The organism is Actinosynnema sp. (assembly GCF_052038725.1).
Genome location: NZ_JBQGCX010000636.1, coordinates 1 through 11,082, shown reverse-complemented (window position 1 = coordinate 11,082; position 11,082 = coordinate 1). Strand labels below are relative to the sequence as shown.

At 74.1% G+C, this 11,082-nt stretch carries 9 protein-coding genes; 3 read left to right on the top strand and 6 right to left on the bottom strand.

Annotated features, from left to right (window positions below; genetic code table 11):
• Together ACTUAL_RS13515 and ACTUAL_RS13510 are read left to right on the top strand one after the other, a co-directional pair.
• Positions 1-908 (top strand): DUF885 domain-containing protein (locus ACTUAL_RS13515; protein WP_440900480.1); only part of this gene is annotated, 908 nt, incomplete at its 5' end.
• Positions 909-1,408: 500 nt separating this feature from the next.
• Complete coding sequence (locus ACTUAL_RS13510) at positions 1,409-2,659, top strand: PhoH family protein (protein WP_218181503.1); 1,251 nt, start codon at positions 1,409-1,411, stop codon at positions 2,657-2,659.
• An 87-nt stretch (positions 2,660-2,746) separates the two neighbouring features.
• On the opposite strand, the gene ACTUAL_RS13505 is transcribed toward ACTUAL_RS13510, so the two are convergent.
• The 3 genes from ACTUAL_RS13505 to ACTUAL_RS13495 all read right to left on the bottom strand — a co-directional run bounded on the left by ACTUAL_RS13505 (position 2,747) and on the right by ACTUAL_RS13495 (position 7,308).
• Positions 2,747-4,180 carry a GuaB1 family IMP dehydrogenase-related protein gene (locus tag ACTUAL_RS13505; protein WP_440900479.1) on the bottom strand — a complete coding sequence of 478 codons (1,434 nt, stop codon included), beginning with the start codon at positions 4,178-4,180 and terminating at the stop codon, positions 2,747-2,749.
• A gap of 12 nt (positions 4,181-4,192) precedes the next feature.
• Positions 4,193-5,812 carry an ATP-dependent DNA ligase gene (locus tag ACTUAL_RS13500; RefSeq protein WP_440900478.1) on the bottom strand — a complete coding sequence of 540 codons (1,620 nt, stop codon included), beginning with the start codon at positions 5,810-5,812 and terminating at the stop codon, positions 4,193-4,195.
• A gap of 101 nt (positions 5,813-5,913) precedes the next feature.
• A complete protein-coding gene (locus ACTUAL_RS13495) occupies positions 5,914-7,308 on the bottom strand; it encodes a class II fumarate hydratase (protein WP_440900477.1) in 1,395 nt (464 codons plus the stop codon).
• Between the two features lie 65 nt (positions 7,309-7,373).
• Here ACTUAL_RS13495 and ACTUAL_RS13490 point away from each other — a divergent pair, with 65 nt between their 5' ends.
• Positions 7,374-8,345 (top strand): NAD(P)/FAD-dependent oxidoreductase, encoded by a 972-nt coding sequence (locus ACTUAL_RS13490; RefSeq protein ID WP_440900476.1) that lies wholly within the window; start codon positions 7,374-7,376, stop codon positions 8,343-8,345.
• A gap of 55 nt (positions 8,346-8,400) precedes the next feature.
• Here ACTUAL_RS13490 and ACTUAL_RS13485 read toward each other — a convergent pair whose 3' ends face one another.
• The 3 genes from ACTUAL_RS13485 to glpX all read right to left on the bottom strand — a co-directional run bounded on the left by ACTUAL_RS13485 (position 8,401) and on the right by glpX (position 10,992).
• Positions 8,401-8,835, bottom strand: a complete 435-nt coding sequence (locus ACTUAL_RS13485) for a L,D-transpeptidase (RefSeq protein WP_096491493.1) — start codon at positions 8,833-8,835, stop codon at positions 8,401-8,403.
• A gap of 165 nt (positions 8,836-9,000) precedes the next feature.
• A complete protein-coding gene (locus ACTUAL_RS13480) occupies positions 9,001-9,765 on the bottom strand; it encodes a S1 family peptidase (protein ID WP_440900475.1) in 765 nt (254 codons plus the stop codon).
• 174 nt (positions 9,766-9,939) lie between these two features.
• A complete protein-coding gene (glpX, locus tag ACTUAL_RS13475; RefSeq protein ID WP_012783349.1) occupies positions 9,940-10,992 on the bottom strand; it encodes a class II fructose-bisphosphatase in 1,053 nt (350 codons plus the stop codon).
• Positions 10,993-11,082: the final 90 nt, after the last annotated feature.

Here is an 11,082-nt window from a genome sequence, read left to right as displayed (position 1 = left end):
CCGACGCCTACCGGGCCGCGCACGCCGCCCTGGACGAGCTGCTCCCCGGCGACGGCCCGCTGCGGCTGCGCCTGGCCGAGCACCGCGACGCCGACACCGTCCCCCGGCACCGCCTCGCCGACGCCGTCACCGCCCTGTCCGACGCCCTGCGTGCGCGGGTCGCCCCCGACTTCGCGCTGCCGCCGGACGAGGGCGTCGAGCACGAGGTGGTCACCGACCGGCCGTGGAGCGGCTTCACCCACCACCTGGGCGGCAACCGGTCGCGGGTGTCGGTCAACGCCGACATGGGGCACCGCTACGGCACCCTGCCGCACCTGATCGCCCACGAGGCCTACCCCGGCCACCACACCGAGCACTGCCGCCGCACCACCGCCCTCGTCGACGGCCTCGGCCACGTCGAGCACTCGCTGTTCCTGGTCAACAGCCCCCGCTGCCTGGTGTCCGAGGGCGCGGCCGAGCTGGGCCTGCACCTGGCGGTCGGCCCCGGCTGGGGGCGCTGGGCCGAGGAGGTGCTGGGGGACGTCGGGCTGCGGTTCGACGGCGGGCACGTCGAGCGGGTCGAGTCGGCGCTGTCCGGGCTGCTGACCGTGCGCCAGGACGCCGCGCTGATGCTGCACGACCAGCGGGCCGACCCCGACGACGTGGTCGACTTCCTGCGCCGCTGGCTGCTCGTGCCGCACGAGCGGGCCTGCCAGCTCGTGCGGTTCCTGTCCGACCCGCTGTGGCGGGCCTACACCACGACCTACGTCGAGGGCGTCCGGCTGGTCGGGACCTGGCTGGACCTGCGCCCGCCCGGCGGCCCGCTGGTCGAGCGCTTCCGGCGGTTGCTGGACGAACCGCTCGTGCCGCGCAGCCTGGAGGCCGAGCTGGCCGCGGGGGTGCCCTGGCTACCCCGCAACTCTGCGTAAACCCCCTCACTCGGACCGGTGTCAAGCCGTAGAACTGCGGCTATCACGCAATGTTGCGCCCCGATGACGCTGTCCGGGGGAGCGCAAGCCCCCGACCGCACCATCTTTCCCAGGGTTTGCGCGCAGGTGAAGCTTCCATCTCACACCCGTTCGGCCGCCCCGAAACGTGGGTTCCACAGGTAGCTTCCGAACTTGCGGGGCGCGTCCACTGCGCTCCGTGCAGGGGAGGTCCCAAACGTGGCGGTTTGCGCGAGGGGGCCGGCACCCGGCCCTCGTGGGGGCGCCGTCCGCTAGCCGGACGGGGCTCATCCACTCGGGACAGTGCCTGGCCCAGCGAGGAGCGGACGCGGGTGCCGCGTTCGTGAGGAGTTGCCGTGAACGCACGACGACCCGCGAGCCGTTCCTCAGGCTCAACGCGCAGCGCGTCCCGGCGCCGCAAGGCGCCCGCCCAGCACACCTACGTCCTCGACACCTCGGTCCTGCTGTCCGACCCGGCGGCGATGACCCGGTTCGCCGAGCACGAGGTCGTCCTCCCGCTGGTCGTGATCAGCGAGCTGGAGGGCAAGCGGCACCACCCGGAGCTGGGGTGGTTCGCCAGGGAGGCGCTGCGGCTGCTCGACGAGGAGCGCCTGCGCCACGGCAGGCTCGACGCCCCGATCGCCGTGGGGGGCCACGGCGGGACGCTGCGCGTCGAGCTGAACCACACCGACCCGGAGGTGCTGCCCGCCGGTTTCCGCACCGACTCCAACGACGCGCGCATCCTCGCCTGCGCGCTCAACCTCGCCGCCGAGGGCGCCGAGGTCACCCTGGTCACCAAGGACATGCCGCTGCGCGTCAAGGCGGGTGCGGTGGGCCTGGCGGCCGAGGAGTACCGGGCGCACGACGTCACGCTCTCCGGGTTCACCGGCATGTCCGACGTGGACGTCGACCAGTCCCTCGTGGACGCCCTCTACCGGGACGGCTCGGTCGACCCGGCCGAGCACGACCTCGCGGAGCTGGCCGAGCTGCCCTGCCACAGCGGCCTGCGGCTGCTCGCGGGCAGCTCCAGCGCGCTGGGCCGGGTCACCGCCGACAAGCAGGTCCGGCTGGTGCGCGGCGACCGCGAGGCGTTCGGGCTGCACGGCCGGTCCGCGGAGCAGCGCGTCGCGCTCGACCTGCTGCTGGACAACGAGGTCGGCATCGTCTCGCTGGGCGGCCGGGCGGGCACCGGCAAGTCGGCGCTCGCGCTGTGCGCGGGCCTGGAAGCGGTCATGGAGCGCAACCAGCACCGCAAGATCGTCGTGTTCCGGCCGCTGTACGCGGTCGGCGGCCAGGAGCTCGGCTACCTGCCCGGCTCCGAGACCGAGAAGATGCAGCCCTGGGCGCAGGCGGTGTTCGACACCCTCGGCGCGCTGGTCAGCCAGGACGTCCTGGAAGAGGTCATGGACCGGGGGATGCTGGAGGTCCTGCCGCTGACCCACATCCGGGGACGGTCCCTGCACGACTCGTTCGTCATCGTCGACGAGGCGCAGTCGCTGGAGCGGAACGTCCTGCTGACCGTGCTGTCCCGGCTCGGGGCCAACTCGCGGGTGGTGCTCACCCACGACGTCGCGCAGCGCGACAACCTGCGCGTCGGGCGGCACGACGGCGTCGCGGCCGTGATCGAGAAGCTCAAGGGCCACCCGCTGTTCGCGCACGTCACGCTGACCCGCTCGGAGCGCTCGCCGATCGCCGCGCTGGTCACCGAGATGCTGGAGGACTACTCGTCCTGACCGGGGGCCGACCGCCGGGCCCGACCGGGGCCTCCCGCGCCGCGCGGGAGGCCCCGGTCCCGGCCTGCGACCGGTGGTGGCGAGCGGTCACCAGCCCGAGGGGAGCGGCCTGCCCTCGGCGAAGCCCGCCGCCGACTGCACGCCCAGCACTGCGCGCGCGTGGAACTCCTCCAGGGTCGTCGCGCCCGCGTAGGTGCACGCCGACCGCACGCCCGAGGTGATCGAGTCCAGCAGGTCCTCGACGCCCGGCCTGGTCGGGTCCAGGCGCATCCGGGAGGACGAGATGCCCTCCTCGAACAGCCCCTTGCGGGCCCGGTCGAACGCGCTGTCCGTGCGGGTCCGCGCGCTCACGGCCCGCTTCGACGCCATGCCGAACGACTCCTTGTAGAGCCTGCCCGCCTCGTCCCGCTGCAGGTCGCCGGGCGACTCGTAGGTGCCCGCGAACCACGAGCCGACCATGACGCTGGCCGCGCCCGCCGCCAGCGCGAGGGCCACGTCGCGCGGGTGCCGCACGCCGCCGTCCGCCCACACGTGCTTGCCCAGCTCGCGGGCCTGCGCGGCGCACTCGGCCACCGCCGAGAACTGCGGGCGGCCCACGCCGGTCATCATGCGGGTGGTGCACATCGCGCCGGGGCCGACCCCGACCTTGATCACGTCCGCGCCAGCCTCGACCAGGTCGCGCACGCCCTCGGCGGTCACCACGTTGCCCGCCACCACCGGCACGGCAGGCGACAGCGCCCGGACCGCCTTCAGCGCGGTCAGCATCTTCTCCTGGTGCCCGTGCGCGGTGTCCACGACCAGCGCGTCCACCCCGGACGCCAGCAGCGCCTCGGCCTTCGCCGCCACGTCGCCGTTCACGCCGACGGCGGCGGTCACCCTGAGCCTGCCGCTCGCGTCCAGCGCGGGCTGGTACACCTCGGCGCGCAGCGCGCCCAGGCCGGTCATGATGCCCTTGAGCCTGCCGTCGCCGTCCACGCCCAGCGCGGCCCGGTGAGCGCCCAGCCGCTCGAACACCTCGCGCGGCGCGGTGTCCAGCGGCAGCACGAGCACGTCGTGGTCGGCCACCTCGCTCAGCCGGGTGAACCGGTCGACGCCGCCCAGCGCGTGCTCGTCCACGGTGCCCACCGGGCGCCCGTCCGGGCCGACCACCACGACGGTGCCGTGGGCGCGCTTGTGCAGCAGGTTGAACGCGTCCGCGACCGAGTCGTTCGGGGACAGCACCAGCGGCGTGTCCCACACCGGGTGCCGCTCCTTGACCCAGGACACGATCTCGGCCACCGCCTCGGGGGCCACGTCCTGGGGCAGCACGACCAGGCCGCCGCGCCTGGCCATCGTCTCCGCCATGCGGCGGCCCGCGACGGCGGTCATGTTGGCCACGACCACGGGGATCGTGGCGCCCGTGCCGTCGGAGGTGGAGAGGTCGACCCCGAACCGGGAGTCCACGGCGGAGCGGCCGGGGACCAGGAAGACGTCGTCGTAGGTCAGGTCGTTGGCGGGCTGGTGCCCTTCGATGAATCGCACGTTGAGGTGACACTACCCGTGGTCACCGGCGGTGTCCTGCGATCGGGGGTCCGCGGCGGTGGGCTCTCGGGGGTCAAGGGGGGTGGCGCCCGCCGCACCACCCGGCGCCGCGCGCTCGGGCAGCATCGCCCGGACCGCGTCGAGGGTGTCGGCCTCGGCGGCGGTCTTGTCCGGCCGGTACCGCACCACCCGCGCGAACCGCAGCGCCACCCCGCCGGGGTAGCGGTGGCTGACCTGCGCGCCGTCCAGCTCGATCTCCACCACCAGCTCCGGCCGCACCCGCACCACCCACTCGCCGCGCTCCTCGGCGATCGCGAGCAGCGCCTGCGTCTGCCACGCCAGCAGCTCGTCCGTGAGCCCCTTGAACGTCTTGCCGACCATGACCGGCGGCCCGCCGTCCGCGTCGCGCGCCCCGAGGTGCAGGTTGGACAGCAGCCCCTCGCGCCGCCCGCTGCCCCACTCGACCGCGAGCACCACCAGGTCGAGCGTGTGCACGGGCTTGACCTTCCGCCACGCCTTGCCGCGCCGCCCGGCCGCGTAGGGCGCGTCGAGGTCCTTGACCACCACGCCCTCGTGCCCGCCGTCCAGCGCGTCCCGCAGCACCCCGGCGGCGCTCTCCGGCGTCGCGTCGGCGACCCCCGGCACCACGTGCCGCCCGGCCGCCGACCGCAGCGCCGCGAGCCGCTCGCGCAGCGGCCGGTCCAGCAGGTCGTCGCCGTCCAGGTGCAGGCAGTCGAAGAAGAACGGGCTGAGCAGCAGCTCCCGCTCGTCCTGCGCGCCGAACCGGCTCATCGTCTCCTGGAACGGCCTCGGCTTGCCGTCGTCGCGCAGCGCCAGCGTCTCCCCGTCCAGCACCACCGACCGGCAGGGCAGCCCGCGCACCAGCTCGACCAGCTCCGGCACGGTCCCGGTGATCTCGCGCAGGGTCCGGGTGAACACCCGCACCCCGTCGCCGTCCCGGTGCACCTGGATGCGCGCCCCGTCCAGCTTGTGCTCCACCACGACCGGGCCCGACCCGGCCAGCGCGTCCTCCAGCGACTCGGCGGGCGAGGCCAGCATCGGCCGCACCGGGCGGCCCACCTCCAGCCGGAACCGGGCCAGCCCGTCCACCCCGTCGCGCAGCGCCGCCGCCGCGGTCGCGGGCAGCTCACCGGACAGCATGAACGCCCGCCGCACCGCCTCGCCGGGCACCCCGGCAGCCCGCGCCACGGCGTCCAGCATCACGCCCTCCAGCGCGCCCTGCCGCAGCTCGCCGGTCAGCAGCCGCTTGAGGAAGTCCTGCTCCTCGGCCGTCGCCCCGGCGAACAGGGCCGCCAGCAGCGCGGCCCGGCGCGCGGCGCTGCCCTTCCCGGACTCGGCGGCGAACTCGCCCAGCGCCCCGTCCACGTCGGACACCCGCAGCGACGCCTCGTCGGCGGGCGGGGCCGCCAGCTGCCGCGCGGTGCGGAACCCGGCGCCGATCCGGCCCTGCCGGGGCACGCCCACCAGGAACGACACCACAGCTTCAGCGTCCCCGGCGGCCCCGGTGTCCTCGACCCCGCGCAGCAGCCCGGCCAGCGCCGACACCTTCGCCAGCCGGGAGCGGGTCGACCCCACCTCGGCGGACACCTCGACCACCCGTGAGAACAGCACGGGCTGATCGTGCCCCGGATCACCGGCCCCCGCCGATCACGGACGCGACCGGGGGACGGGGCCGCCGCACCCGTCCCCCGCCGACCCGCCCGCCGAGGGGCTCAGCGGTCGTTGCGCGCCATCCGCACCACGTCCAGCGCCGCGTCCAGCTGCTCCTCGCTGAGCTTGCCCGGCACGTGCCCGCGCTCCAGCACCACCTGCCGGATCGTCTTGCGCTCGGCCAGCGACTGCTTCGCGATCGACGCCGCCTCCTCGTAGCCGAGGTGCTTGTTCAGCGGCGTCACGATCGACGGCGAGGACTCGGCGTACTCGCGCATCCGGTCCGCGTCCGGCTCGACGCCCCTGACCACCTTGTCCGCGAGCAGCCGCGCCACCGCCGCCAGCAGGCGCGCCGACTCCAGCACGTTCCGCGCGATCACCGGCAGCATCACGTTGAGCTGGAAGTTGCCCTGGGTCCCGGCGAACGCCACCGCCGCGTCGTTGCCGATCACCTGCGCCACCGCCATCATCGTGGCCTCCGGGATCACCGGGTTGACCTTGCCCGGCATGATCGACGACCCCGGCTGCAGGTCCGGCAGCGCCAGCTCGCCCAGCCCCGCGCGCGGGCCCGAGCCCATACAGCGCAGGTCGATCGCGATCTTGTAGAATCCCACCGCGGGGGCCCGCAGCTGCCCGGACACCTCCACCACCCCGTCCTGGGTGGCCTGCGCCTCGAAGTGGTCCTCCGCCTCGGTCAGCGGCAGCCCGGTCACCCGCGCCAGCTCCTCGGAGACCGCCGCGCCGAAGCCCTCCGGCGCGTTCAGCCCGCTGCCCACCGCCGTGCCGCCGATCGGCAGCTGCGCCAGCCTGGGCAGGCTGTCCCGCAACCGCGCCACCCCGTTGGCCACCTGGGTCGCCCACGCCCGCGCCTCGTCGCCGAGCAGCACGGGCACCGCGTCCATCAGGTGCGTGCGCCCGGACTTGACGATCCCGGCCCAGTCCGCCGCCCGCGCGTCCAGCTCGCCCCGCAGGTGCTCCAGCGCCGGGAGCACGTCGTTCGCGACCGCCTCCGTCGCGGCTACCCGAAGCGTCGTGGGGAAGGTGTCGTTGGACGACTGGGAGGCGTTGACGTGGTCGTTCGGGTGAACCTCGCGGCCGAGCGCCCGCGACGCCAGGGTCGCGATCACCTCGTTCGCGTTCATGTTCGACGACGTGCCCGACCCGGTCTGGAACACGTCCACCGGGAAGTGCCCGTCGTGCTCGCCCGCCGCGACCTCGTCCGCCGCCGCCGCGATCGCCTCCGCGACCTCGGGCTCCAGCACGCCCAACCGCCCGTTGACCCGCGCGGCAGCCGCCTTCAGCAGCCCGAGCGCCCGGATCTGCGAGCGCTCCAGGCCGCGCCCCGAGATCGGGAAGTTCTCCACCGCCCGCTGCGTCTGCGCCCGCCACAGCGCGTGCGCGGGCACCCGGACCTCACCCATCGTGTCGTGCTCGACGCGGTACTCCTGACCATCCATGCCACCGAGTCTGGCCCCGCAGCGGGGGATGGGCACGGTGGTCGAGGACACCTAGGGTCGGGGGAATGGACCTCGATGTCGATCTGCTGGTCGTCGGAGCGGGACCCACCGGACTCTTCGCGGCCTACTACGCCGGGTTCCGCGACCTGGCCACCGCCGTGGTGGACGCGCTGCCCGAACCGGGCGGGCAGATCACCGCCATGTACCCGGAGAAGATGATCCTCGACGTCGCGGGCTTCCCCGCCGTGCGCGGCCGGGACCTGGTCGACGCGCTGGTCACCCAGGCCGGGCAGTGGAACCCCACCTACCTGCTGGGCCGCCAGGCCCGCACGCTCGCCCCGGTCGACGGGAAGCTGCACGTGGGGCTGGCCGACGGGGCCACCGTGCGCGCGGGCGCGGTGCTGCTCACGGCGGGCATCGGCGAGTTCAAGCCGAGGCCGCTCGTCGCGGGGGAGGGCTGGCTCGGGCGGGGGCTGGTGCACTTCGTGCCCGCGCTGGACGCGCACGTCGGGCAGGACGTCGTGGTCGTCGGCGGCGGCGACTCGGCGTTCGACTGGGCGCTCGCGCTCGCCCCGATCGCGGGCAGCGTCACCGTCGTGCACCGCCGCGCCACGTTCCGCGCGCACCCGCCGACCGTGCGGCAGGTCCGCGACCTGGGCGTGCGGATCATCACGGACGCGCAGGTCACCCGGATCGGCGGGGACGGGCGGGTCGCCGAGGTCGAGGTCGACGTCAAGGACTCCGGCAGCGAGGTGCTGCCCGCGCAGACCGTGGTGGCGGCGCTGGGCTTCACCGCGGACCTGGGGCCGATCGAGTCGTGGGGGCTGGAGCTGGACCACCGGGCGGTCGTGGTCGACCAGACCATGCGCACCGCGCTCGACGGGGTCTACGCGGCCGGGGACGTCGCCACCTACCCCGGCAAGGTCAAGCTGATCGCGACCGGGTTCGGCGAGGCGGCCACGGCGGTCAACAACATCGCGGTCGCGCTCGACCCGGACGCGCACCTGTTCCCCGGCCACTCCAGCGACGCCAGGTAAGGACCCGCCAGGTAAGGACCCCCGGCCCCGCCCGCATCCGGACAGGCGGCCCCGGTCAGGGCACCACCTGCACCTGCTCACCGGGGAACAGGTTGTCGAAGAACACCACCGACGCGTCGGGCCCCAGGTGCACGCACCCGTGCGACTGGTCGGTCAGGCTGCCCTCGTGGAAGGCGATGCCGTCAGCGGTGAAGTACACCGAGTTGGGCATCGGCGCGTTGTAGGGGACGCTCCAGTCGTCCTTCACCTTGCGCAGCACCGGGAAGGTGCCGACGGGCGTCTCGTAGCCCGGCCTCCCGGTGGTGATCGGCACGGGGCCGTAGCTCGCGCCGCCGTCGTAGACCAACCAGGCCTGGTTGGTCGACAGCTGGACGCACGCCCCGTTCTGGACGCCGCCGCACGGCGTCCCGGACGCCGCCGAGGCCGGAGCCGCGAGACCGAGCGTCAGAGCGGTCGCGGCCAGTGCGGTGCCGAGGATCCTCTTCTTCATCTCGAAATCACCCCTCGCGCTCCGATTACCCCCTGGAATCCGCGACCAACCCCTGAAAAGACCAGTGGCCCACCCCCGACCTGCGGGAATGGGCCACTGGAAGTAATCGTCACTGCTCCCTGCGGGCGTCACTCAGCCACCCGCGGGGGTGAGGTCCGGGAACGGTCAGACCGTCCCCGCGTACCCGCTGATCCAGGTCCGGAACGCCGGGACGTCCACGTAGATCGACGGGCCGGTCGCGCAGGTGGAGTTGTTGTTGCCCGCGCGGCTGGTCGCGCCGATCAGCTGCCAGGCGCCGCCCACGGACTTGATCTGCGGGCCGCCCGAGTCGCCGTAGCAGGCGCCCTTGTTGCCGCCGGGGTTGTTCGTGCAGATCTCGTACGCGCCGTAGATGCCCGAGCAGCTGCCGTCCGACACGATCGAGGTGTTCAGCTCCTGCAGGGTGGTCGGCGCGCCGCAGCCGCCCGCCGGGGCGCAGGTCTGGCCCCAGCCGATGATGCGGGTGGCGGTGCCGGTCGCGCCCGAGGTGGAGGCGACGGTGATCGGGGCCTGGGTCACCGAGGTGGCCAGGCGCACCAGCGCCAGGTCGTAGCTCGGGTGCGTCACGACCTGCGCGCCGGTGGCGACGGTGCCGCCGCTGGTGCGGTTGGTGGTGCCGACCCGCGCGCGGATCGAGCTCGCGGACGTGCCCTGCACGCAGTGCTTGGCCGTCACCACCCAGTTGGCCTTGATCAGCGAGCCGCCGCAGAAGTGGCTGCCCGAGCTGCTCTGCAGGGACACCATGAACGAGTACGTCTGGGTGGCGTTGCCGCCGCCCACGATGGCCGGGGTCAGGTCCGGCTCGGTGGGCGCGGCCTGGGCGCCGCCGACCGTCGCCAGCGCGGTGCCGACCGCGACGGCGAGCGCCGTGAACAGGGGGCGAATCCTCATCGCTCTTCCTCCCCGCCGCCCGCGCAGGGGTGCGGGCGGCCAGGTCGGAAACGTAAGGACTGGGCACCGGGCGCGACTACCTACGGACGGACGGTAGCCGCGCCTTGACCGTTGACAGCTCCAGGGGGTGACCCCGGTCACCCACCGGTGTCACCCCCGGCGCGCCTCGCCCCGCTACGGCAGCGGGGGCAGCGGCTCCTCGCCCGACGGCGGCAGGTCGAAGTCCACCGACGCGTACTCGCGCAGCTTCGTCAGCCGGTGGAACCCGTCGATCATCCGCACCGTGCCCGACTTCGACCGCATCACGATCGACTGGGTCGTGCAGCCACCGGCCTGGTAGCGCACCCCGCGCACCAGGTCGCCGTCCGTGACGCCCGTCGCGCAGAAGAACACGTTGTCCCCGCGCACCAGGTCGGACGTGGTCAGCACCCGGTCCAGGTCGTGGCCCGCGTCCAGCGCCCGGCCGCGCTCCGCGTCGTCCTTCGGCCACAGCCGCGCCTGGATCTCGCCGCCCATGCACTTGAGCGCCGCCGCCGCGATGATGCCCTCCGGCGTGCCGCCGATGCCCACCAGCAGGTCCACGCCGGTGTCCGGGCGGGCCGCCGAGATCGCGCCCGCCACGTCCCCGTCCGAGATGAAGTGGATGCGCGCGCCGGACCGGCGCACCTTCAGCACCAGGTCCTCGTGCCGGGGCCGGTCCAGCACGCACACCGTCACGTCCGACACGTCGACGCCCTTGGCCCTCGCCACCCGCCGCACGTTCTCCGAGATCGGCGCGGTGATGTCGATGGCGTCCGCCGCCTCCGGCCCGGTGGCCAGCTTCTCCATGTAGAACACCGCCGACGGGTCGAACATCGCGCCCCGCTCGGCCACCGCCAGCACCGCCAGCGCGTTCGGCATCCCCTTGGCCATCAGCGTCGTGCCGTCGATCGGGTCGACGGCCACGTCGCACTCCGGGCCGTTGCCGTCGCCCACCTCCTCGCCGTTGAACAGCATGGGCGCCTCGTCCTTCTCGCCCTCGCCGATCACGACGACCCCGCGCATCGACACCGTGCCGATCAGCTTGCGCATGGCGTCCACGGCCGCGCCGTCGCCGCCGTTCTTGTCACCCCTGCCGACCCAGCGGCCCGCCGCCATCGCCGCCGCCTCGGTCACCCTGACCAGCTCCAGCGCCAGGTTCCGGTCCGGCGCCTCGCGCCGGCGCTCCGACGTGCTGTTGGACGTCATGCTGCTCCTCGTGCGGTAGACCGGCAGATAGCCGATCCTCGCACGTGGTCAGCCCGCGCGACCGTCCTCCTCGGACACCGCGAGAGCTTG